This window comes from Chitinophagales bacterium, from assembly GCA_017303415.1.
GTDB lineage: Bacteria > Bacteroidota > Bacteroidia > Chitinophagales > Chitinophagaceae > SpSt-398.
The window spans coordinates 1,808,388-1,832,585 of the sequence record JAFLBJ010000001.1 but is presented as its reverse complement, the minus strand read 5'-3'; the positions used below and the strand labels follow the sequence as shown (position 1 = coordinate 1,832,585).

Here is a 24,198-nt window from a genome sequence, read left to right as displayed (position 1 = left end):
ACATTTCTTTTCAATATATCCCCCCGCGTTTTGTTAGTTTTGAGATAGCGAACTAAACCTGAGAACACCATGACCCGATCTGTCCGGATCTTCTGGCGAATCGTCCTATACGGATTTCTTGCCTTTATCCTCCTTATATTAACCATCAATTGGGGACTCTGGGGAAATATGCCCTCCATCACTGAACTGGAGAACCCCACCATCCTGCAAGCCTCTGAAGTGTATGCGGATGACGGAACACTCATGGGCAAGTATTACCTTGATAAAGGAAACAGGACCAATGTCCGGTACAAGGACCTTTCTCCCAATGTGGTCAATGCACTGGTGTCCACAGAGGATGAGCGTTTTTACCAACACTCCGGGATTGATTACCGTCGTACGATCAGCGCGGTGGCCCACCTGGGACAAAAAGGAGGTGCCAGTACCATTACCCAGCAATTGGCGCTGAACCTTTTCAATAGCCGGTCTTCCAATCCATTCATGCGGATCATTCAGAAATTGCAGGAATGGATCATTGCCATCAAGCTCGAACGAAATTTTACCAAAGAAGAGATCATTGCTTTATACCTCAATGCGGTGTCGTTTAGTGAAAACACCTTTGGCATCCGCAGTGCTTCCCGTACTTTTTTCCAAAAAGAACCCGATCAACTCAATGTACAGGAATCCGCTTTGCTGATCGGCATGGTGAATGCCCCAAGCCTGTTTAATCCCCGGCGAAATCCCAAGGCCGCGCGTGAAAGAAGAAATGTCGTGATCAACCAAATGGTGCGGAATAAAAAACTCGATGCTGCCACTGCCGCCAAACTCAAGGCCGAACCGATCAAACTGAATTACCGGAAACTCGATGAGAATACCGGGTATGCCCCTTATTTCCGTGAGGTTTTGCGGGATGAATTAAAGAAACTCCTGAAAGATATCAAGAAACCCAATGGAGAGAGTTACAATATCTACAACGACGCCCTGAAGATCTATACCACCATCAACCCACGCATGCAGGAATATGCCGAGGAAGCTGTGACCTCGCATTTGCCCACCATGCAAAAGATACTCTCCTCCACAGGAAAGATCAAAGATGGTTCTGTATGGAAAGGTTTTGAAAATGTGATCGAATCGGCGATGAAACAAAGTGACCGTTGGGCCACGATGAGCGCGGAAGGATTCACCGAAAAAGAGATCCGTCGTGCCTTTACCCAAAAAACACCCATGAAGGTCTTTGCCTGGAATAAGAACCGGGAGAAGGATACGACCATGACCCCGATCGATTCCATCAAATACCATCACACGATCATGCAATCATCGTTCATGGCCATGGACCCTGTAACGGGTGAAGTAAAGGCCTGGGTGGGTGGGATCAATTTTAAGACCTTCAAATACGATCACGTCAATCTCAATACCAAACGACAGGTTGGATCCTCTATAAAACCATTGCTCTATACAATGGCAATGGAAGAAAGAGGATTTACTGAATCCACCGAATGTGAACGCGTGGCCCAGTTCTTCCCCGGTCAGGGTTGGGTGCCTGCCGGAAAAGGGGGAAAAGGCGGCACGATCAGTTTTGCAGGCGCCCTGGCCTTTTCCGACAACTATGCCTCTGCCTTTGTGATGAAGGCCGTAGAACCGGGCCCTTTTGCCGATTTTGTTTCGCGGTTGAATATCCCGACCAATATTGGCCCTCACCCTTCCAATGCACTTGGGGCTTGCGATCTGTCCATGTATGAAATGATGTGGTCCTATACCATTTTCGCCGGACGAGGTTTCTCCACACGCCCCTATTATATTTCTCGTATCGAAGACCGGAATGGCAATGTGATCAAACGGTTTGACTATTCGGTCAACAGAAAAGAAGCCATCAGCGAAGGAACGGCCTATCGCATGGCCCGTATGATGCAGGGAACAGTTGATTTTGGTACCGCCGCCGGATTGCGTAACCGCATTGGGGTGGCCGAACTGGGTGGCAAAACAGGTACCACCAATGACAATAGCGATGCCTGGTTCATGGGATATACACCGCAATTGCTGGGTGGTGTTTGGGTAGGTTGCGATGACCGCTTTGTACGGTTGAATAAGAACGATGCCCGTGGTTATGGTGGCTATGCCGCCCGACCGATCTGGGAATACTTCTTTAAAAAGGTGATGAATGACCGTAAACTCGGGTATGATAAAAATGCCCGTTTCTCCAAACCCAGCAACCTTGACCTGGAGATCAACAGCGCTGACCTGATCAATGGAGAATATGTAGCAGAACCAGGCGCTGAAGGCAGCAATATCGGTTCAGGGCCCGCCTCCGGATTTGAGATATTGGAGAACAGTGAAAATATCTTCCCCGATTCCAAACCCGTAGAAGATGATTCCAAACCGATCCGTGACACCATGCCTAAAGCTGTGATGCCTAAACGCACCGATGACCCCAAGATCGGCGATGCAGCGCCAAAGGAAGAAAAAAAGAAGAAAGGGGTGTTGCAGAAGTTGTTTGGAAAGAAGAACGGAGAGGGAAATAATTAATAAGGAACAGAGTAATAAAAAATAAGGAAGTAGGATTGATTCTTACTTCCTTATTTTTTATTACTTAATTCGTCTTTTCTATTTTCAAATTCTCCACCATATCCCCCACCATTCTCTCCAGATCATACTCTTGTTTCCATCCCCAATCCGCACGCGCCACAGAATCATCGATACTTTGTGGCCAGCTATCAGCAATCGCCTGACGGTAATCCGGTTTATAGGTGATGGAAAAATCGGGGATATGTTTTTTAATCGCTGCAGCAATTTCTTTCGGTGAAAAGCTCATTGCTGAAATATTATACGATGTACGGACGGATATTTTGCTGGCCGGTGCTTCCATCAATTCGATCGTAGCCTTGATGGCATCCGGCATATACATCATGGGGAGATAGGTATCCTCCCGCAGGAAACATTCATATTTCCCCTCTTCCAATGCTTCGTGAAATATCTCCACCGCATAATCCGTGGTACCTCCACCGGGTGCTGATTTATAGGAGATCAATCCGGGATAACGCAAGCTGCGGACATCCACGCCAAACCGCTGATGAAAATAATTACACCAGAATTCTCCGGCATATTTGCTGATCCCATACACCGTGGTGGGTTCAATGATGGTTTGCTGCGGACAGTTTTGTTTTGGTGAAGTGGGGCCAAATACAGCAATGGAAGAAGGCCAATATACTTTCTTGATATTCTCTTCGCGGGCAATATCAAGAACATTCAGCAGGCCTTGCATATTCAGGTTCCAGGCCAGGCTCGGATTCTTTTCGCCTGTGGCTGAAAGAATGGCGGCCAATAAATAGATCTGGGTAATATTTTGCCTGATCACCTGGACATGCAACATCTCTTTGTTCATCACATCCAGGCTCACATAGGGGCCTGTGCCCTCCAGCAGCGGGTTCTGTTCGCGCAGATCAGAAGCCACCACGTTGGCATTTCCATAGATCTTTCGTAAGGCAAGCGTCAGTTCCACCCCGATTTGCCCGGAGGCGCCGATGACAAGTATTTTATCTTTGATCATTGTTGGTTGTTTGATGATGGATGTTGGATGACAGATGACTGATGACTGATGACGGATGACAGATGACGGATGTTGGATGTTGGATGACTGATGACAGATGACAGATGGCGGAGGTTTGCAGTGCGAGACCAGAGGTCTCGCACTGCCTCTGTCATCTGTCATCTGTCATCAGTCATCCAACTTACAACATCCAACCTCCAACATCCGTCATCCACCCCCACCTACCCTATCTCACCCGGCCCAAACAACACCGTCTCGGCTTCATTTCTGGATGAAAGATAGGTTTTGTATAATTCGCTGCTCCGCATCCGATGTTCGATGGTATCGCTATAATTGCCGGACAATCCCATCAATAATTCAGCGCTTTCCCGCAGGCCATGTGCCCCACCATCGGAGCCGGTGATATAGTCTACCAGATTATTCTTTTTGGCAAATTCCTGTAATAACAAAGTGGAGGATCTTCCGATCATGATCCGTAACCCCGCCACTTCTGCTATAGAGAAATCCAATACATCATCGAAAATAAAAGCAATTTCGGATGCTTGTAATTTATGTTGGGCACAAAAATGCTCAAGTGCCTGAATCTTGTGCTTAATCCCGAAATAAACGGCATGAAAATGTTCCCTTCGGGCAAAGGAAAAAGATATCTCGTTCTTTTCACCGGAAATAACGGCGGTCACCGGTAATTGCTGATGCGTAAGAAAATGGTTGAACCGGAGCAGGTTGGTACCCATGGCATCGACTTCGCTAAAGGTGCTGGAACCACTGATATCTTTTTGTCCATCATTGAACACCCCGTCCCAGTCAAAAACAAAGGCTTTTATGCCAGACAGTTTTTGCGTCAGCTGTTCCCGGGAGGTAACAAAAGTGCCTGCAAATGGAATGTCCTGCATTTTCGCGGTTTCAGTTAGAGGTCCTGGATATCCAGCATCCCGACCGGTTTGCCATTCTCCACCACCAACAAGGTATCCACTGCCGTTTGCTTGAAGACCTGGGCGGCTTCATTCAACAGGGCCTGGCCATCGATCGTCAATGGATTGGCATGGCAAACATCCCCCAGTTTTTTATCCAATACGCCTTGTCCGCTGGATTGGAGTAAGCGGCGAAGGTCGCTATCGGTAAATATCCCTTTCAGACTACCATCGCCATTCAACACGGCCACGGAGCCAAAACCAAATTCGGTCATCTTCACAATGGCATCTTTTACGGCCACTCCTCCATCTACAACGGGATTGATGTCTTTGATCGCATCTTTTACGCGTACTGTCATCAGACGAGTATCACGTATAAACTGATCCGTACCAACACTGGTCAGGTTATTTTCCGTAAGCGCGGCCATCACTTTATAGGGAACGGTAATGGTGTGTACCCCGATATTGATCGCGTTTCTTACATGTTCACTGTGACGAACAGAGCTGAACATAACCTTGGTTGGGTATTTATATCGGTTAACGGCATTTACACATTGTTCAACGAGGGCGAGGGCATCATGACCCTGGTCCTGGAGACGACCTACAAGCGGGCATACATAGGTAGCGCCGGCCTGCATCGCCATATAGGCCTGTTGAACCGTGTACACCAGGTGTACATTCACCAACATCCCTTTATCGCGAAGCATTTTACAAGCCCTTACACCTTCCAGAGAAACTGGGATCTTAAATACGGTTTTATTGATATCCAGCCCGAGGTCAAGCTGACGTTGGGCTTCCGCCAAAATCTCTTCTGCGGAATTTCCCAGTGCTTCGATCTGCAGCACCGGAACGATCTTAGACAGTTCCACAATGGTGGCATCGATATCGGCGATCCCTTCCCTTTGCATAAAGGTGGGCGTAGTGGTCAGTCCGTTCAGGAAACCAAGTTTAAAGGCTTGCCTGATCTCTTTCAAATTGGCGGAATCAAGGTATAGTTCCATAGTATGATCTTCTTATGATTGGATAATTGACAAAACTAATGAAATATTCTTCGGATTATGACCGGGCACGGTATTTCACTTCCACGGCATGAAGTTCCAGTAAGGGCTTGAGGAATTCTTCCAGGTCATACACACAAAGCTGGCTGGCCGCGTCACAGAGGGCTTTTTCCGGCTCAGGATGGGTTTCCACAAAGATGCCATCTACACCTGCAGCCACACCCGAACGGCTCAGGACGGGCAGGAATTCACGCGCACCGCCTTTGGCATCGGCGCTGGGGATTCCATACTTACGGATGGAGTGGGTGATATCGAATACAACCGGGTAACCGGTCTTTTGCATATGGTAAAAACTGCGGGGGTCCACCACCAGGTCATTGTACCCGAAGGTATATCCCCGTTCGGTGAGGATCACCTGGTCGTTTCCCGAATCGATACATTTCTGGACCGGGTGTTTCATGTTCTCCGGTGCCAGGAACTGACCATGTTTGATATTGATCACTTTGCCGGTCTTGGCTGCAGCGGTCAATAAACCTGTCTGCATACACAGATAGGCCGGAATCTGGAGTACATCACATACTTCCGCTACAGGCGCTGCCTGGTCGGGGTAATGAATATCGGTAAGGACAGGAAAACCAAATTCTGCTTTGATACGGGCCAGGATCTTGAGGCCTTTATCCATGCCGGGACCATCATAGTATTTGATGCTGCTCCGGTTGTCTTTCAAAAAAGAGGACTTGTAGATGATGGGGACCTTCAATCGTTCACTCACTTCTTTCAACATCTCTGCTGTTTTCAGCATGATGCTTTCTTCTTCGATCACACAGGGACCGGAGATGACAAAGAGTTCATCCGCTCCACAAGGTATGCCACCTACTTTGACAATTTTTTCACTCATGATTTGCAAAATTAACAAAAAACCCCGCATAGGGCGGGGTTTCTATAAAAGTTCAACAGGTCTTATGCATTCACTTTTCCTTTCACTTTCGCGATCACTTCCTCCGAAATATTATTCGGTGTAGGTGCGTAGTGAGAGAATTCCATGGTAGAGGAAGCACGTCCGGATGACATGGAACGCAATTGCGTTACATAGCCAAACATTTCGCTCAGGGGCACTTTGGCCTTGATCACCTGGGCATTGTTACGGCTGTCCATTCCTTCCATCATACCACGACGGCGGTTAAGGTCACCGGTCACATCACCCATGTACTGATCGGGTGTTACTACTTCCACACGCATGATGGGTTCCAGCAGGATCGGTTTGGCTTTACGGGCCGCTTCGCGGAAACCTTGCTTGGCACACAATTCAAAGGACATCGCATCGGAGTCAACCGCGTGGAAACCACCGTCGAAGATGCGGATCTTCATATTGTCAACCGGATAGTTGGCCAATACACCCGTGGTCATTGACTGCTCGAAACCTTTCTGGATCGGCGTAATGAATTCACGCGGAATGGAACCACCTACGATATTGTTTACGAATTGGAAGTGTTTGTCGGGGTTCTCTGCTTTCCAGTCGGCATCCACGGGACCCAGGGTGAACATGATGTCCGCGAATTTACCACGACCACCGGTTTGCTTTTTCAGCACCTCACGGTGTTCCACAGTCGCATTGAATGCTTCTTTATAAGCCACCTGGGGTGCTCCCTGGTTCACTTCTACTTTGAATTCACGACGCATCCGGTCGATGATGATCTCCAGGTGCAATTCACCCATTCCGCGAAGAATGGTTTGACCGGTATCTTCATCGGTATTTACCCGCAGCGTAGGATCTTCTTCCACGAGTTTGGCAATGGCCATACCCATTTTATCTACGTCGGCTTGTGTTTTAGGTTCCACGGCGATTGCGATCACAGGCTCAGGGATGAACATGTTCTCGAGGGTGATCGGATGGTTCTCATCACAAAGGGTATCCCCTGTTTTGATCTCTTTGAAACCAACCGCCGCGCCGATATCACCTGCTTCGATGAAATCGATCGGGTTTTGTTTATTGGCAAACATCTTCATGATACGGCTGATACGCTCTTTCTTACCGCTCCGTACGTTCAGTACATAAGAACCGGCATCAAGGCGTCCGCTATACACACGGAAGAAGGCCAGACGACCCACAAAGGGATCGGTCATGATCTTAAATGCAAGGGCGGCAAAGGGGTCTTTGGGATCCGCTCTGCGCACGAGTTCTTCCCCATTATCAGGATTGGTTCCTTTTGTATCAGGAATATCGATCGGGGAAGGAAGGTAGCGGCAAACGGCATCCAGGGCTGTTTGTACCCCTTTGTTCTTGAAGGAAGATCCACACATCATCGGTACGATGCTGAGGTCGATGGTGGCTTTCCGGATGGCCTCGTGGATTTCATCTTCGGAGATGGTATCCGGATTATCAAAGAATTTCTCCATCAACTGGTCATCGTATTCAGCCACGGCTTCCACCAGGCTGGCACGCCATTCTTTGGCTTCTTCCAGCATATCGTTGGGGATATCAATTTCATCAAAGGTCATTCCCTCTGTTTCCATGTGCCAGATGATCCCTTTCATTTTGATCAGGTCAACCACGCCTTTGAAATTGTCTTCTGCACCGATGGGGAGCTGCAGGGGAACCGCTTTGGAACCCAGCATTTCCTTCACCTGCTTCACGACATTCAGGAAGTCGGCACCGGCACGGTCCATTTTGTTGACAAACCCGATACGGGGAACCCCGTAGCGGTTGGCCTGGCGCCATACGGTTTCTGACTGAGGTTCTACCCCGTCAACCGCAGAGAACAAAGCGATCAGTCCATCGAGTACACGCATGGAACGCTCTACCTCCACGGTAAAGTCCACGTGACCCGGAGTATCGATGATGTTGAAATAATATTTTTTGGTATCGGGAGTAGCCTTACCCAATACGGTAGGGAAATTCCACATACAGCTAACGGCCGCGGAAGTAATGGTGATACCACGCTCCTTTTCCTGCTCCATCCAGTCGGTGGTAGCCGCACCGTCGTGCACCTCTCCGATCCGGTGGATCATCCCGGTATAACGAAGGATACGCTCGGTAGTCGTTGTTTTACCGGCATCAATGTGTGCCGCGATACCGAAATTCCGTTGAAATTTTAAGTCTGCCATGATAGTTCGTTATGGTAATAATTTGGAGGCGCAAATGTAGTGAGAAAAACCCACCCGGCAAAGGATGGGGAAATATTGTTCAGGAATGGGGGAAACAAGACTAAATTGCCCGAAAATCAAGGGGAATTTGGTGAATCATAGTAATTTCATTCCCACATCAAATTTAACCCCAGTAAACCCCCCATTATGGCAGCAAAGAAGAAAACCAAAAAGAAAGTGGCTGCAAAAAAACCAGCCGCTAAAAAGGCCAAAAAAGCGGCCCCAAAGAAAAAAGTGAAAAAAGCCGCAAAGAAGGCCGTCGCCAAAAAGAAACCCGCCAAAAAAGCCGTAAAGAAAAAAGCGGCTCCAAAGAAAAAAGCGGCGAAAAAGGCCGCTAAGAAAGCGGTGAAAAAAGTGGCCAAAAAGAAAGTCGCTAAAAAACCGGCAAAAAAGGCAGCGAAGAAAGCCGTGAAAAAAGCGGTGAAAAAAGCTACCCCTAAAAAGAAAGTGGTTGCCCGCAAACCGTCGCCCAAACCGGTGCCTGTGGTAACGCCTCCTCCCCCGCCACCACCAGTGACAGAGCAGGAACCTACGCCTCCGGTGGTAGAAGCGCCTACCCTGTTCAATGACGAACCGACAGGGCCGGAACTGTAACTATTGAGAAGCTAAAAGCTAATAGCTATTAGCTATTAGCTTTTAGCCTTTAACGAAAAAAGCCACTCCCTCAGGAATGGCTTTCTTCATTGAAAAGCTATTGGTTATACCCGGAAGTGGGCAAAAGCCTTGTTGGCTTCAGCCATACGATGGGTATCTTCTTTTTTCTTGAAAGCAGCGCCTTCGCCTTTTGCTGCGGCTACGATCTCGTTCGCCAGTTTGTCGGCCATGCTGCGACCATTGCGCTCGCGGCTGTAACGGATCAACCATTTCATGCTGAGAGAGATCTTGCGGTCAGTTCTTACCTCGGTAGGGATCTGAAAAGTAGCACCCCCGATACGACGGCTGCGCACTTCAACAGAAGGTGTAACATTGGCGAGGGCTCTTTTCCACACATCATATCCTTCTTCGCCGGTTACTTTGTTTACACGCTCCAGGGCATTGTAAAAGATCTCGTAAGAAACACTCTTCTTGCCTTCCCACATCAGGTTGTTTACAAACCGGGTAACCAGTTTGTCATTGAATTTGGGATCGGGTGCTAAAGGAAGTTTTTTTGCTTGTGCTTTCCGCATGACTAATGATATAGACTATTTAAAAAATTATTTCTTGGCTTTTTCTTTCTTCGTACCGTATTTGGAACGGCTTTGTTTACGGTCTTTTACACCGGCAGTATCCAGTGAACCACGAACAATGTGATAACGTACACCTGGAAGATCCTTCACACGACCCCCGCGGATCAACACGATGGAGTGCTCCTGCAGGTTGTGGCCTTCACCGGGAATATAGGCGATCACCTCCACCTTATTGGTCAAACGTACCTTGGCAACTTTACGAAGCGCCGAGTTCGGTTTCTTAGGCGTAGTAGTGTAAACACGGGTACAAACACCGCGGCGTTGAGGACAGCTGTCCAATGCACGGGATTTGCTTTTCGCCTTGATAATTTCTCTTCCTTTTCTTACAAGTTGCTGTATTGTAGGCATTCTGGACCTTTTAAATTTTGGGACGGCAAAGGTAAAGCCCTGCCGGGTAAATACCAAAAATTCATTATTATTATTTATACCCGAAACATCCATCCGTGGACATCCGCGATCTTTCCTTCACGGATCCCTGTCAACCAACTCTTTACGGCGGGTGAGTGTTTGAATTCCCCGGTATTGAATTCCATCGCAAAGCCGTTGTAATTCAATTCACGGATGGGTGCGATCACGGCCGCGGTACCTGTTCCAAAAACTTCCGTCAGCCTGCCTTCCTGGTAGGCTTTAACCACTTCGTCGATATGGATCATGCGTTCTTCCACTTTTACCCCCATTTCTTTCAACCCTGTGATGACACTGTCGCGGGTCACCCCGGCCAGGATCGTTCCCTCCTCCAAAGAAGGAGTTACCGCTACCCCATCGATCACAAAGAATACATTCATCATCCCCACTTCCTGCAACCACTTGTGTTCTTCGGCATCGGTCCACAACACCTGGTCAAATCCTTTTTCGCGGGCGATCGTTGCCGCCAGCATGCTTCCCCCATAATTGCCCGCATTCTTGGAATAACCTACCCCACCCTTACAGGCCCGGGTAAAATGCTGCTCCACCAGGATACGCATGGGTGTAGCGTAATAGGGTCCTGTCGGACTTAAAATGATCAGGAATTTATACGAATCTGACGGACGTACCCCCAGCATGGGATCGGAGGAAAACATCACGGGACGGATATACAGGGAATGTTCCTGTTGAGAAGGGATCCATCCTTTGTCCAGCTCAATGAGCTGACGCATACCCTCGAGGAATATCTCCTCAGGCACTTCAGGCATATTCATCCGAACAGCCGACTTATTGAACCGTTGAAAATTATCATAAGGCCTGAATATCGCCGGATTTCCTTCCTGGTCCTTATACGCTTTGATACCCTCAAAAATGGCCTGCCCATAATGCAGGGCGGATAGAGAAGGATCCAACATCAAAGGCTGATATGGCTTAATCTCCACCCGTTTCCATTCCCCATTCTCATAATCCGCTTCCAACATGTGGTCGGTAAATACCCGGCCAAAGGGAATGTTCTCCAGATTGGTTTCCGGCAACCGGCTTTTCAAGGTCTTACTGATCAAAATCTCCATAGATGCTATCATAATTAGGGTTATTTTGCACCACAAAGAAACAAAAAATACTAACAATTGTTAGTGTTTGTGATGTATAATGAATTTGAATAATATCACACTTTCCCCCCGACTGATCACCGATCTGTATGCCAATTCCCTGATAGAGGGGACTTCGGTACGGACAAAGGTAAAGGAACCGGCAAAAAAAGCCGGCAAAAATTACCTGGGCGATAACCAGCAAAGGGTGGTTATTGCCTCCGCGTACGCCAATGCCGTTTTTATCCCCGAAGAGTCCCTGGAATTCCTTACCACCATATTGGCTGCCTGTCACCTTTCCCTGGCCGATGTGGCCATTCTGAACCTTCATGACATGGAGCCTGCTGAAGCCCATTCGCTCATCACCACCATGAAGGCGGAGAAACTTCTGTTATTTGGCGTAGAGCCCACAAGTGCGGGTCTGCCCGTCCGGTTTCCACATTACCAAAAACAGGTGGTCAATCAGTTAACCTGCCTGTCAGCCCCCATGCTGGAAGAGATCAGTCAGACCAAAGAGAAAAAAGGCAAGCTTTGGGCCTCATTAAAAATCCTATTCAACATCTGACGGCATGGAATTGATCTTTGCTACCAATAACCTGTTCAAAGTACAGGAGATCCGGTCGATACTGGGCAATGAAATGCTGGTACTTCCCCTGAAGGAAGCGGGTATTGACATTGATATTCCCGAGCCTTTTGATACACTGGAGGAAAACGCACGTACCAAGGCGCAAACGATCCATGCAATGACCGGCAAGGATTGTTTTAGTGAGGACACCGGCCTGGAAGTGGAAGCCCTGAATGGGGAACCCGGTGTAAAAAGCGCCCGCTATGCAGGTGATGGCCGCTCCTTCGAAGACAATATCACCAAACTCCTTCAAAACCTTGCCCCCCACCCAAACCGAAAGGCAAGGTTCAGAACGGTTATTTCACTTATTTTAGCGGGGCAGTTGTATGAGTTTGAAGGGGTTTGCCCAGGCCAGATATTAAACAGCCCACAGGGCTCAGGTGGCTTTGGTTATGACCCTGTCTTTGTACCGGACGGTGATACCCGTAGTTTCGCCGAAATGACCCTCGAAGAAAAGAACCGATACAGCCACCGAAAAATAGCGACCGCCAAACTGGTCGCATTTTTGCAAACCAAAATGAAATCCTAAGAATTTGGCGGATGCAGGCAACCATATTTTGACCGAAAGCGACTTAATCAGGGGTTGTATCGCAGGAGAGCGCAGAATGCAGGAGGAACTCTATAAACGCTTTTCCTCAAAAATGTATGCCGTTTGTCTGCGTTATGCCTCCAACAGCGACGATGCCCAGGATGTTTTGCAAGACGGCTTTGTCAAGATCTTTAAGAACCTGGAAAAATTCAGGGGGGAGGGTTCCTTCGAAGGTTGGATCCGACGAATCTTTGTCAATACCGCTATCGAACACCTCCGCCGAAAGACCCAGATGATCTCCATCGGTGAAAAGGAAGAACGCTCGATCCCGCTTCCGGAAAAGAACGCGCTTGATAACCTGGCCGAAAAAGACATTCTGGCCCTGATCCAGCAACTGTCGCCCGGATACCGCACTGTTTTCAACATGTATGTGATAGAAGGATACACACACAAGGATATTGGTGAGATACTCGGTATCAGCGAAGGAACCAGTAAATCGCAATTGGCCCGGGCCAGGGTCATCCTGCAGAATATGGTCAAAGAACATTTATATAAAAAAAATGGATAGTCAGATCAGAAATAAAATGTTTGATTTCGAGGTGCCTCCTCCGGCGGGTACCTGGGAAAAACTGTCTGATCGTCTCGATGAATGGCAGCATGACCGCTTCATGGCCACAAAAATGGAATCCATTGCCATTGATCCCCCTCCCCCTGCCTGGGATAATATCTTAGCCAGGTTAGAGGAAGCAACGCCTGATAAAGGATTAGTCAGGACAATGCCCCTGCGTAAATGGCTGGTAGCCGCATCACTCATAGGCGTATTGGCTGTTTCCGCCTATCTGCTGCTCAACCCAAAAAACAATGGAGCGAGTGAAAGTTCGGTGGTACAAACACCGGTGAAGCCCGCTCCTGAAAACATTACTGTACAACCGACACAGGAAAATACTGGAGCAGAAATGACCACCCTCGATAATCGTTCCACCAGTTCTTTGTTAGCCAGTATGTCAACCTCCCTTGTTAGAAAAGCCAGACGCGCCATGATGGCGATCGATGAAATGCCGGAGGCAGATACAAGGCGCTCACAAACTTCAGAAAAAGCACATCACCAAACAGCGAATAATGACCTGGGGGTTATGTCCGCTTCCACCGCGGGTACAAACAGCGATCGTTATTACAATCTGTTGGATGAAAATGGCAATCTGGTCCGGGTATCCAAAAAACTCTCTTCTCTAGAATGTGTGATAAAAAATGGAATGGTGGTGCCGCTGGATGATAAGACCGCAACGGGAGATGAGGATTGTACCGAGAAGGTAAAAGAATGGCATAAGATCATGAGTTCCGCCCCGGCGATCACTTCTCCTTTGGATCTTTTACAAGTACTGAGTTCAGGTAAATAAATTTTCATACAACCCCCTGTCATGGCTGGCCTACTTCCTGCATTTCCTCCCTCCTTTCCATTTACGGCAACGATCCCTGTTCGTATCACCGATGTGAATTATGGAAACCATGTGGGTAATGATGCGGTGCTATCGCTCCTGCACGAAGCCAGGATGCAGTTTCTCGGGCACTATGGATTCACTGAGTTGAATTGCGGCGGAGCCGGATTGATCATGCGGGATGTGGTGATTGAATTCAAAAAAGAGATCCATTACGGGCAATCCCTCCGGATCGATGTAGTGGCGTCCGATCTGTCCAAAGTATCTTTTGATCTCTACTACCGGATTCGCATTGGCGATACACCCGCTCCTGCCGTACTCGCCAAAACAGGAATGGTTTGTTTTGATTATACTGCAAAGAAAATAATGGCTGTTCCCGAAATCGTTAAAACAGCTTTCCAACCCCATGATTGATCTCCTGATCCTTTTAATCCAATAATCCCGGTCTAAAAGGGCAGGATATTCCAGAACACTTTAACGATCCTTCTTCTTTCATCATTCGCCTGGTAATCGGTCACTGCCGGATCGGGATATTCTTCTCCTCGTCCTTGTGGCAGCACTTCGGTACTAAACTGACTGTATGCAGGTTTACCGGTGGTTTGATCAGCGATCATGCGTTTGATCATCTTTCCAACCGACTCTGCCCTGCGCCTCGACAATTCCTGGTTCAGATCGGCGCTTGTCCAATCTGTTTTTTCGGAGCCTTGTTTCAACAACTGTGCTAACCCGCTTTCGGGAGCAATGGGATCCGCATCGGCAAACCCAAGGATAATGACAGAGGCTGTTAACTTTTTTCCTGAAAATTTACCGGCGAAATTGGTCAGTTCGTTTACCAGGGGTTGAAAGATGGACCGGTTATCTAAATTATCTGCCAGGTGATATTGTCCCGGGGCAAATAACGAAGAGGTATTGAACTGTACAAAAGTATTGGTGGAGAGTATCTCATTGATCAGGGTAACATTCTCCAGGTTAACGCGGGCCTGGGCCAGGAGGTCCATGGTCTTTTGTGTAAGGGCTGGAAGGTCACGGTGACGGATACGCGCATTCAGGAGTATCGAATCCTCCGACAGGTGGTGCCTGATCTCTTTATCCATGGAATCAACGAAAACGATGATCTTTTGCCCGGAGCTGGCATCGATCTGTTGCCTGGCCGATTTCTCAACCGCCACTTTACGCACATCCTCCAGTTTGCCCAGTGTTTCCTTATCCACAGCGGCCTTTGCCATCAGCGTCTCTTTCAGGTTTCTCATTTTCTTACCTCCCGCACAGGAAGACAGAACAAGCAGCGCGGCCAGACCGGTCATCCAACCGGTGGCACAGATCATCTTTCTCATAGTATGTTTTTGCCGTTAACTCATTGTTTCATGGCACGGATCTCAGCTAACAGGCCGGTGGCCAGTTCGCTTTCCATCAAGACCAGTTCATTGTACTTCTTGATGGCTTCCTGTTTCTGCCCGGTTTGGGTATAACAGAGCCCGAGATAGTACATGGCCGTTTCAATACGGGGTCCTGGCAGGGTTTCAGTTTTCTTCAGGTAGGATATAGCGTCGGTGAAATTCTTTAGGGAATAGGCTGCATAGCCCAATTCGGAATAGGCCAGCCGGTCATCCGGGTCAAGGGACAACACCCGTTGCAGATAAGGTTGTGCCTGGGTATATTCTTTCAGTTCATTGTGGCACCAACCCGCCCAGTAATGGGCCTTCTTGTTGTTCGGGTCACGGGCTATAACGGACCGGTACCAGTTGATCGCGGTGCGTGAATCATTCTTTTTGTCGCGGTACACATCGGCCATACCGATGCGTGCCAGGAGATAATTTGAATCCTGGGTAAGCGCCTGACGAAATAAGCGTATTGCTTTATCGGCACTATCCAAATGATAATAAGCAAAACCTGTTTCGTAAAGAACCCTCTTGTTATCGGGAAGGAGACCTTCAGCGGTGCGGAGATGTTGCAGCGCCAGTGCGTATTGTCCCAATTCGTTGTGGCACCAGGCAAGTTCCACAAATCCTTCGGCCAGTCTGGGATCCAATTGAACCGCTCGTTGGTACAAGGGCAGGGCTTCCTGGCAATTCCCTTCCCCTTTCAGCCTGTTCCCTGTTTCCAGGTATAAACGGGCGGAATCCTGCCCATACAGTACAGGGCACGCAACTAACAGGATTACAAGCGAGTAGAGGATCCTCATTTTAAAGCCAACAAATTAAATCAAATTATTCCAGATTTTCCAGCTTTCCTCCGCCTGGTGGATCAGCATGTCAAACCCATTTTGGGTAGTGGCCCCTTTATCCATCCCGTATTGAAGGAAACGGGTGGTTTCAGGATTGTAGATAAGATCGAAAAGGAAATGGTTGCTTTCTACTGCATTAAAATCGATTGGGGGGCATTCTTCCACCAGGGGGTACATACCCAAGGGGGTGGTATTGATGATCAGGCGGTGGCTGGCTATAAGATCTGGGGTCAATTCAGCGTAACTAAGGGTTTCAGGAGGTTCTGGTCGTCGGGACACGGACAGAAAGGGGATGCCTTTCTTTTTAAGTACCCATTTGACGGCTTTGGCGGCGCCTCCTGTCCCTAAAACCAGGGCTTTGTCATGCTGGGCCTGTAACCCACTCTGCAAGGAGCGTTCAAAGCCTATGACATCGGTATTGTATCCTGTCTTTTTTCCGTCCTCTATACGGATACAATTGCAGGCCCCGATCTCTTTGACCACCTCATCTGTTTCATCAAGAAATGGGATGACTGCTTCCTTGTAAGGTATGGTCACATTGAGCCCGGACAGACCCGGTGTTGCCAGTACAAACGGAAACTCATCCATGGAGGGGATGGAAAAATTCTGGTAGGTACAGCCCTGGATGTTTTCCTGGCTGAACTTTTCGGAGAAATAACGTTGAGAGAATGAATGCGTGAGCGGATAGCCTATAAGTCCATAGACCTTCATCATGCTTCCTCTTTGTTCAGGTAAAGGTGGAAAGTATCTCCGCGCAATCCCAACCGCATGGCTTCGAGCGGCAGCATTTCAGATGGCGCGATATTTCCCAGGTTGACATTGCAACCGATCAATTCAATAAAATAAAGTTGTTGGGCTTTTTGGGGTGCCTCCCACATGATCTTCTCAGCGGGGATCTGGGTCAGGATCTCCTGTACCAGTCCTTCTCTTACTTCTCCACTTCCGCGATAGATACCGACATTACCGGCCTCACGTGCTTCGGCGATCACATAGCTGGAACCTGCATTGAGTTCGGCCCGCATCAATTCGATCCATTTGTAGGGAGGAATGATATGGGCTGCATCCTTACTGCCCACTTCGCTCAAGACGGTACCATGTTTGGTGAGTTTCTCAATATATCCACATTTCTCAGCGTGGGGAATGGTGATGGAACCATCGCTGACCTCCATATAGTCGATCCCGAATTCTTTGCACACCGCGATATAATCTTCAAACTGGTTGCGGACCAGAAAGGCTTCAAAAAGAGTACCTCCAAAATAAACCGGGATATCATACTTCTTGTACACTTTCAATTTCTCTTCAAGGTGGGGCGTCACAAAGGAAGTTCCAAAGCCTAACTTAACGACATCCACATGCGGGCTTGAAGCACTCATGAAGTTTTCGGCTTCCTGTACACTCAATCCTTTATCCATCACCATGGTGATCCCTGAAATACGTGGCTTTAGGTTTCTGTCCGGTATCTGTTTCAGCTTAAAGTTCATACGTCCAAATTAAGGTTGCTAGGGTTTCAAAACAGCGGCAAAAATAAGAAAGTACCGGCTTATGTACGGGTGATTTTTATCATCAGCAGAATGGGCAGACTTTACGCATTCTTTTTCTTGAACCGGGCGATCAGGTCAACCACTTGCTGGTTTTGCAGGATCATCGGGTTTAACTCCACAAAGCGCTTGAGTTTTTTAGCGTCCAATGACAAAGCCTGTTCCAGCCACAGTAAACCTTCTTTGGTTTTGCCTGCCGCCAGTAAAAAGGCGCTTTTGTAGAATAAAAAGAGTGGCCTTTTGCCTGTGGCCACGAGGGCAGATTCTACCTGAACCAGTGCTTCATTGTAGAATTCGGCTTTAAACAGGCAGCGCAGGATCGCTTCCCATCCGGCCACATTGCGGGGCCGGGCACTCACCACCTGGGTCAAACTGGCAATGGATTCCTTAAACTGTCCCAGTTGTAAGCGACATTCACCCATCAGCAGATTGTAATCGGGTTGTTTGGGATGGATACGCAAGGCCGATTCCAGTTGCCGCGCGGCCTGCTGAAACTGGCCTTCGTTGAAATAGGTATACGCCAGTTTGTAATAGAGTTTGCTCTCGTCCGGGTTCAGGTGTGAGGCTTTCCGGTAATAGAACCTGGCCTGTCCGTATTTGTGCATTTTATCATAACAGTGACCGATCGCTTCATAGATCAGGTCTTCCGGTTTAGATAATTCGATCACTTTTTCCAATACCTCAATGGCCTCCTTGTATTTGCGCAAGCGGATATAGGCATCGCCCATATTGCGATACGCATAATCAAATTTCTCTTCAATAGTAACAGCATATTGATAGGCATCAATGGCCTTCTCGTACAACTTCAATCCCTGATAGGCAGCGGCCAGGTTGAACCAGGCCAATTCATTATAAGGGTATTCATCAATGATGATCTGATGCAGGCGAATGCTCTCTTCATTGCGCCCTGTGAAATCAGTCCAGAAACAGATCTTGTACAAGGCCTCTTCATTATTGGGATCCTGTTCCAGGATCAGTTTCAGACAGTCAAAAATCTTATCAAATTCTTCGTAATCGTCATATACATCCGCGAGTTCAAATAACAGTTCAATTCTTTCCTGTCCGTCAAAGAGGGATAATGCCTGTTCCAGGAGTTCGACCGCCCGCTCAGGCTGGTCAAGCGCGAGATAGGCATCCGTCTTAAGAATGTAAAGGTTGATATCCATGCTATCGAGCAGGGAGGCCTTCTCGAGAATATCGAGCGACTCCCGGTAGCGTCGGGAGGCCAGTAGTATATCTGCTTTCTTGATCAGGAGAATGGAGGAAAAGGGGTATTGCTCGGCGCCCAGTTCTGCCGCCTCCAGGGCATTGGTCAGCTCTTCCCGCTCATCAAAGTAGTCGATGATGCGCTCAAATGAGTCTTCATCCAAAAATGAATGCGAACGGCCGTTCCTCAGGTTTTCATACTGTTTCAACAACTCCCTAAACTGCTCCCTGTCTTCTTGGTATGGATGTTCTTTCATGAATATCAAAGGTTTATACAAGATACCCTTTTTCCGAAAAAAAAAGGCCTTTTTTTAGTAACATTTCCCCATTTCCAGCGTTAAATAAATACTAATATTCTGGATAGACGGTTTTTTTATCAATTCTTTTATTGTTAATTTTGTCCGCAATGATGAAGCAATCCTCCATACTGCGCAGAAAAGTGTTAACGGGTGTACTCGTTATCATTTCCGCTGCTGCCGCCTACGCCACACTGGGTGATGGAGGGGGTAAAGCCAAAAAGAACACTTTACTGGCCAATCATTATTCCCAGGTAACACCGGGCAAATTCTCCTTAAAGTCGGGTTATCAATACCGTGGTAGCCAGATTATTTCCCAAAAGACCCAGAATAACGTGATCTCCCTGAACTCTGTGATCACCTATCAGAAAGGGAATACCACCTATATCGTACCGCTTAAGACGAATACGAATACGGGTGATAAAGTTAAATTCTCCCTGGGTGTCCCCACATTGAATAAGTAATCCTTTTAATGTTTTGCTGGATGAATGGTAAGCGGCGATTTTTCGTCCCCCTTATTGTGCGCCCAATTTCATGCTTTCCTCGTAGGTCATGACCCGGTAGCCACTTTTAGGCAGGTCAAATTTGGAAGCAGGCACAATATTGAAACTGATCTTCGACACCGTGTACACTACCTTGATCTTCCCCAGACTTGACTCATATTCCATAGCCAGTCCATTGAGCCCTTTGTTGGCATACTGAAAATCTTTGTTCTCGGGAATCAGATCGGGTGTATAAAAGACAGTAAATTCGGAGCCATCTTTGAGTTTACCTACTGCCTTCTGGCATTTATATCCCAATATCTCCTTGTATTCATCGAGGTAGGTGAATTCCACCCCTTCATATTTCTGATTGGATTCTTTCCAATTGGCCGCGGTCATCGTGATCATGTACTTGGTTTCCCCGTATTCTTTCAATACAGTGGCGTTACCTGTTCTTCCATCCACGATGGTAGACTGCGTACCCAGGGAGCTTACCAGCTCAGAACGGCTTTTATTGGCCTTCAGGTAAACCACACTCAAGGCCCCGTCAAACATATCAGCGATCTTGGGATCTGCCTCACCGGTATTGATGACGATATCATACGAGATCGTACCCTCTGTGATCCTTTTTTGGGCAAAAGTGGTGACTGTAACAAGTACAGCCAGAAGGGAAAGACCGAATGAAACTACCTTTTTCATTTTATACAGGTTGGGTAATTAAGTAAGAGACGGTCTAAAATAGGAAAATGGTTGTATTTCCTACTTTTTACCTTTCTGTTGCATTTCCTTTAACTTTTTCTGCGATTCCTGCATCTGATCAAATCGTTCCTGCCATTTGCTCTTCGCCTTGGGTTTCTTTCGGGTCTCCTCGATCTTGGCCAGGATCTTATCATGATTGATGATATAATTCTGGATCACAAACTGAAGTGCCAGCGTCACCAGGTTTGACACGGTATAATACCAGGTAAGCGCCGAAGGCAACTGGTTAAAGATAAACAACAGGAAGAATGGGAAGATATACGGCATGTACTTGAGCATGGGATTGCTCTGATCAGGCGTCATGCTCATGCTGTACAAGGAGATCAGGAAACTGGTGATCACCGCCGTAATGGTAAATAAACTCAGGTGGCTTCCCAGCAAGGGAATATTCACCCCAAACTTGATCACATCGTCAAAGGCGGAAAGGTCATTGGCCCACCAGAATGGCTGGCCCCGAAGGTCAACACTTGCATTAAAGAAACTATATAAGGCAAAGAAGATCGGGATCTGTAACAGCGCCGGGATACAACCTCCGAGGGGATTGACGCCTGCCTCGCGGAACAATTTCATTTGCTCCATGCTCATGGCCTGTTGGTCGCTGCCAAATTTCTCTTTTAACTTACTGATCTCCGGACGCAATACTTTCATCTTGGCACCACTGAGGTAGCTGGAATAGGTCAGCGGAGAGATCAGGAGGCGGATGAAGAGGGTAAGTAAGGCAATAGCGAGACCCAGGCTTCCGGCAAAACTCTTAATGAAATTGAACACCGGTATAACCACATACTTATTGATGGGGCGTACAAAGGCATAGGGTCCCTGGCCGAGGTTGACCAGTTTTCCCATCTGCAGGTCATACTTTTTCAGCAATTCATAGTCCGAAGGACCGTAGTACACATTCATCGGCACGGTCACCTGTGGGGTACCTTTGGTTTCTATGCGCAGATTGGCGGTTGACCGAACAATGGTTTTCGCTGTATCATCAGGTATATTCCATTCGATCTTTCCGGAATTAAAATTTTCTTTGGCAACCAGGATCGTATTAAAGAACCGTTGCCTGACACCGATCCATTTCACCGGGGCAGAAAACTGCTTGTCCGAGCGACGGCCAATGGTATGGTAATCAAATTCCCCATCCAGTACATAACCGATCTGGGTATTTTGTTTTTCAAATTTTATATCGCTTTCCTGCTGTAAGGCTTCGTACTGCCAGTTCAGGTTTAGCACACCCTGCGTGAGTAATTTGTCTGCTCCATTGAAAAGGATATCAAACTCCATCATGTAATCATTCTTTTTCATCACATACTGATGGGTGATGGAGGGACCTGCACTATCGGCCTGCAGGGTGAACCGGAGGATGGAATCGCCTGTGGCGTTTACAGCCCTTTCGATGGATTGAAAATTCAATTCCGATATGGAAGTAGTGCCTTCGCCCGTGTTAATGGGATAATCTATTTTATTAAAGGCAGTTCCGGCCAGGCGAACCAGGCTGCTGTCATGGCCTTTGAATTGTTTCAGGTCAACCCATTTTGGCTGGCCACCCAGGCTGGTAAAAGCCACCCGGTACACCTCGTTCTCCATGAAAACCATTTCCTCCCCGGCAGTAGCAGCCTTGCGGTACTGGCCGGCTTTGACCACTTTGGGTAAGGTGCTCGGACGTAAAGTATCAATAATTGCCTGATTGGTATCCTTTTGAGGGGCAGGCTGATTTGCTTTGGCTATCGAATCCTTGCGGGCGGCTTCCCGGCGCATGGCATGTTGTTCCTTGTTTGTGTAATAAAAATAGGCAAACAAAAGGGCGGCCAATAACACAAAGCCAATCACCGTATTCCTGTCAAATTTCATGTGGTTCCTGTTAAAGTGGGCAAAGATAACGTGTTGGGGGGAACTTTGGAGGGGGCGAATGACGGAGGAAAGATGACGGATGACGGATGACGGAGGAAAGATGACGGATGACGGATGACAGATGACGGTGGGGGTGGTGTTGTGCGAGACCGGAAGTCTCGCACAGCAAAATTCCGTCATCCGTCATCCGTCATCTGTCATCTGTCCTCTGTCCCTCACGATAGCTCCTTCTGCAACACAACCGTTTTCTGCTCCAACCGGGCTTCATTGTATTTACGGGCGGCGCCAACAAAATGGACAAATACAGGATGTGGGTTTTCGACAGTACTTTTTAGTTCCGGATGGTATTGTACCCCTACAAAGAAGGGATGACCTGGTATCTCCATGATCTCCACCAATCCGGTTTCGGGGTTGCGGCCACTGGCGATCATGCCGTTTTTCTCAAAGGCATCGAGGTATTTATTATTAAACTCGTAGCGGTGACGGTGGCGTTCGCTGATATGGGAAGTTCCATAGATCTTTTCCGCCAATGATCCGCTGAGTAATTCACAGGGATAGGCGCCCAAACGCATCGTGCCTCCCATCTTTGTGATCTTCTTTTGCTCTTCCATCATATCGATCACAGGTTCTACGGCATTGGGGTCCATTTCGGTGGAATGGGCTTCTTTCAATCCGAGCACATCCCGGGCAAATTCGATCACGGCCATTTGCATACCGAGACAAATTCCAAAGAAGGGAAGTCCGTTTTCACGGGCATATTTTACTGCTGTGATCTTGCCTTCGATACCCCGGTGACCAAAACCAGGTGCCACCAGCAAGCCATCCAATAAGGACAGTTTCTCGGCGACATTCTCGGGCGTAATGAATTCGGAATGGATATACTGCACCTGCACCTTGCATTCATTCATGGCGCCGGCATGTACAAAGGACTCAAGGATGGATTTGTAGGCATCCTGGAGTTCCACGTATTTTCCAATGAGACCGATGGTTACTTTGGCCTTGGGATATTTTAATTTATTCAAAAACTCTTTCCAGCGTGTCAGTTCAGGTTCCGTATCGATCTGGAGGTTTAGTTTTTTCAATACGATCTTGTCCAGTTTCTCATGCATCATGATCAGGGGGACCTCGTAAATGGTACTGGCATCCACAGCCTCGATCACCGCTTCAGGTTGAACATTACAAAACAGGGCGATCTTCCGCTTGATATCTTCGGTGATCGGCTCTTCGGTACGACATACAAGAATATCCGGGAATACCCCGCTTTCGCTCAGCATTTTCACCGAGTGTTGCGTGGGCTTGGTCTTGAGTTCTTTGGCTGCTTTCAGATAAGGGATAAGGGTGAGATGAACCACCAGAAGGTCATCATCGGGAAGTTCCCACTGTAACTGACGAACCGCCTCGATATAGGGCAGGGATTCAATGTCCCCCACCGTGCCACCTATTTCGGTGATCACAATATCAAAATTCCCGGTTTTCCCCAGTTCCAGCATCCTGCGTTTGATCTCGTCTGTGATATGGGGGATAACCTGAACGGTTTTCCCCAGGTAAGCCCCTTCCCTTTCCTTATTAATGACTGTTTGATAAATGCGTCCTGTGGTCACATTATTGGCCTGTGAGGTAGAAATGCTCAGAAATCGTTCGTAGTGGCCAAGGTCCAGGTCGGTTTCTGCCCCGTCATCGGTTACATAACACTCTCCGTGTTCGTATGGGTTCAGAGTTCCCGGGTCAACATTGATATAGGGGTCAAATTTTTGGATGGTTACACGCAAACCCCTCGCCTGAAGTAATTTGGCAAGCGAAGCAGCTATGATCCCTTTACCCAATGAAGAAGTAACACCCCCGGTGACAAAGATAAATTTGGCCATAAAGATTGTATTAAATAGAAAATGACCAGCGGAATGTAATGGGAAATAAAATAATCCGAGAGGTCGTGCAAACCTACATTATTTTCCGTGGCTTCCGTGCA

At 47.8% G+C, this 24,198-nt stretch carries 24 protein-coding genes; 8 read left to right on the top strand and 16 right to left on the bottom strand.

Features of this window, described 5'->3' with window-relative positions; all coding sequences use genetic code 11:
• Positions 1-69 precede the first annotated feature (69 nt).
• Positions 70-2,502, top strand: a complete 2,433-nt coding sequence (locus J0M30_08015) for a penicillin-binding protein (GenBank protein ID MBN8667435.1) — start codon at positions 70-72, stop codon at positions 2,500-2,502.
• A 64-nt stretch (positions 2,503-2,566) separates the two neighbouring features.
• On the opposite strand, the gene J0M30_08010 is transcribed toward J0M30_08015, so the two are convergent.
• The 5 genes from J0M30_08010 to fusA form a co-directional block, all read right to left on the bottom strand.
• Positions 2,567-3,523: an L-threonine 3-dehydrogenase gene (locus J0M30_08010; GenBank protein MBN8667434.1), complete on the bottom strand. Its 957-nt coding sequence runs from the start codon at positions 3,521-3,523 to the stop codon at positions 2,567-2,569.
• 221 nt (positions 3,524-3,744) lie between these two features.
• The gene (locus J0M30_08005; protein ID MBN8667433.1) at positions 3,745-4,416 is read right to left on the bottom strand and encodes a hypothetical protein; all 672 of its coding nucleotides are present in this window, start codon (positions 4,414-4,416) and stop codon (positions 3,745-3,747) included.
• A 14-nt stretch (positions 4,417-4,430) separates the two neighbouring features.
• Positions 4,431-5,435: a CBS domain-containing protein gene (locus J0M30_08000; GenBank protein MBN8667432.1), complete on the bottom strand. Its 1,005-nt coding sequence runs from the start codon at positions 5,433-5,435 to the stop codon at positions 4,431-4,433.
• A 55-nt stretch (positions 5,436-5,490) separates the two neighbouring features.
• A complete protein-coding gene (kdsA, locus tag J0M30_07995; protein ID MBN8667431.1) occupies positions 5,491-6,330 on the bottom strand; it encodes a 3-deoxy-8-phosphooctulonate synthase in 840 nt (279 codons plus the stop codon).
• 62 nt (positions 6,331-6,392) lie between these two features.
• Positions 6,393-8,537 (bottom strand): elongation factor G, encoded by a 2,145-nt coding sequence (gene fusA, locus J0M30_07990; protein MBN8667430.1) that lies wholly within the window; start codon positions 8,535-8,537, stop codon positions 6,393-6,395.
• Between the two features lie 186 nt (positions 8,538-8,723).
• Here fusA and J0M30_07985 point away from each other — a divergent pair, with 186 nt between their 5' ends.
• Positions 8,724-9,170, top strand: coding sequence for a hypothetical protein (locus J0M30_07985; protein ID MBN8667429.1), 447 nt, complete (start codon positions 8,724-8,726; stop codon positions 9,168-9,170).
• Positions 9,171-9,274: 104 nt separating this feature from the next.
• Here the strand turns inward: J0M30_07985 and rpsG are convergent, their stop codons facing one another.
• The 3 genes from rpsG to J0M30_07970 all read right to left on the bottom strand — a co-directional run bounded on the left by rpsG (position 9,275) and on the right by J0M30_07970 (position 11,289).
• Positions 9,275-9,742 carry a 30S ribosomal protein S7 gene (gene rpsG, locus J0M30_07980; GenBank protein MBN8667428.1) on the bottom strand — a complete coding sequence of 156 codons (468 nt, stop codon included), beginning with the start codon at positions 9,740-9,742 and terminating at the stop codon, positions 9,275-9,277.
• Between the two features lie 27 nt (positions 9,743-9,769).
• Entirely contained in the window at positions 9,770-10,150 is a 381-nt protein-coding gene (locus tag J0M30_07975; GenBank protein MBN8667427.1) for a 30S ribosomal protein S12, read from the bottom strand.
• Between the two features lie 74 nt (positions 10,151-10,224).
• Entirely contained in the window at positions 10,225-11,289 is a 1,065-nt protein-coding gene (locus J0M30_07970; protein ID MBN8667426.1) for a branched-chain amino acid aminotransferase, read from the bottom strand.
• A gap of 73 nt (positions 11,290-11,362) precedes the next feature.
• On the opposite strand from J0M30_07970, the gene J0M30_07965 reads away from it, so the two are divergent.
• The 5 genes from J0M30_07965 to J0M30_07945 all read left to right on the top strand — a co-directional run bounded on the left by J0M30_07965 (position 11,363) and on the right by J0M30_07945 (position 14,299).
• Complete coding sequence (locus tag J0M30_07965; GenBank protein MBN8667425.1) at positions 11,363-11,860, top strand: hypothetical protein; 498 nt, start codon at positions 11,363-11,365, stop codon at positions 11,858-11,860.
• 4 nt (positions 11,861-11,864) lie between these two features.
• Positions 11,865-12,449, top strand: coding sequence for an RdgB/HAM1 family non-canonical purine NTP pyrophosphatase (gene rdgB, locus J0M30_07960; protein ID MBN8667424.1), 585 nt, complete (start codon positions 11,865-11,867; stop codon positions 12,447-12,449).
• Between the two features lie 76 nt (positions 12,450-12,525).
• The gene (locus J0M30_07955) at positions 12,526-13,017 is read left to right on the top strand and encodes a sigma-70 family RNA polymerase sigma factor (protein MBN8667423.1); all 492 of its coding nucleotides are present in this window, start codon (positions 12,526-12,528) and stop codon (positions 13,015-13,017) included.
• Positions 13,010-13,846, top strand: a complete 837-nt coding sequence (locus J0M30_07950) for an anti-sigma factor (GenBank protein ID MBN8667422.1) — start codon at positions 13,010-13,012, stop codon at positions 13,844-13,846. The genes J0M30_07955 and J0M30_07950 overlap by 8 nt, the downstream gene beginning before the upstream one ends.
• Positions 13,847-13,867: 21 nt before the next feature.
• On the top strand, positions 13,868-14,299 hold the full coding sequence (locus J0M30_07945; protein ID MBN8667421.1) for an acyl-CoA thioesterase: 432 nt from the start codon (positions 13,868-13,870) through the stop codon (positions 14,297-14,299).
• Between the two features lie 32 nt (positions 14,300-14,331).
• Here J0M30_07945 and J0M30_07940 read toward each other — a convergent pair whose 3' ends face one another.
• The 5 genes from J0M30_07940 to J0M30_07920 form a co-directional block, all read right to left on the bottom strand.
• On the bottom strand, positions 14,332-15,219 hold the full coding sequence (locus J0M30_07940; protein MBN8667420.1) for a hypothetical protein: 888 nt from the start codon (positions 15,217-15,219) through the stop codon (positions 14,332-14,334).
• A 20-nt stretch (positions 15,220-15,239) separates the two neighbouring features.
• The gene (locus J0M30_07935) at positions 15,240-16,067 is read right to left on the bottom strand and encodes a tetratricopeptide repeat protein (protein MBN8667419.1); all 828 of its coding nucleotides are present in this window, start codon (positions 16,065-16,067) and stop codon (positions 15,240-15,242) included.
• A 15-nt stretch (positions 16,068-16,082) separates the two neighbouring features.
• Positions 16,083-16,820: a shikimate dehydrogenase gene (locus tag J0M30_07930; GenBank protein MBN8667418.1), complete on the bottom strand. Its 738-nt coding sequence runs from the start codon at positions 16,818-16,820 to the stop codon at positions 16,083-16,085.
• A complete protein-coding gene (locus J0M30_07925; protein MBN8667417.1) occupies positions 16,820-17,590 on the bottom strand; it encodes a phosphosulfolactate synthase in 771 nt (256 codons plus the stop codon). Before J0M30_07925 ends, J0M30_07930 begins: the two co-directional genes overlap by 1 nt.
• Positions 17,591-17,691: 101 nt before the next feature.
• Positions 17,692-19,110, bottom strand: a complete 1,419-nt coding sequence (locus J0M30_07920; GenBank protein MBN8667416.1) for a tetratricopeptide repeat protein — start codon at positions 19,108-19,110, stop codon at positions 17,692-17,694.
• 149 nt (positions 19,111-19,259) lie between these two features.
• On the opposite strand from J0M30_07920, the gene J0M30_07915 reads away from it, so the two are divergent.
• Positions 19,260-19,613, top strand: a complete 354-nt coding sequence (locus J0M30_07915) for a hypothetical protein (protein MBN8667415.1) — start codon at positions 19,260-19,262, stop codon at positions 19,611-19,613.
• 51 nt (positions 19,614-19,664) lie between these two features.
• Here the strand turns inward: J0M30_07915 and J0M30_07910 are convergent, their stop codons facing one another.
• From J0M30_07910 to J0M30_07900, 3 genes are all read right to left on the bottom strand, one after another.
• On the bottom strand, positions 19,665-20,330 hold the full coding sequence (locus J0M30_07910; protein ID MBN8667414.1) for a hypothetical protein: 666 nt from the start codon (positions 20,328-20,330) through the stop codon (positions 19,665-19,667).
• Positions 20,331-20,390: 60 nt separating this feature from the next.
• On the bottom strand, positions 20,391-22,232 hold the full coding sequence (gene yidC, locus J0M30_07905; GenBank protein MBN8667413.1) for a membrane protein insertase YidC: 1,842 nt from the start codon (positions 22,230-22,232) through the stop codon (positions 20,391-20,393).
• A gap of 215 nt (positions 22,233-22,447) precedes the next feature.
• Entirely contained in the window at positions 22,448-24,097 is a 1,650-nt protein-coding gene (locus J0M30_07900; GenBank protein MBN8667412.1) for a CTP synthase, read from the bottom strand.
• Positions 24,098-24,198: the final 101 nt, after the last annotated feature.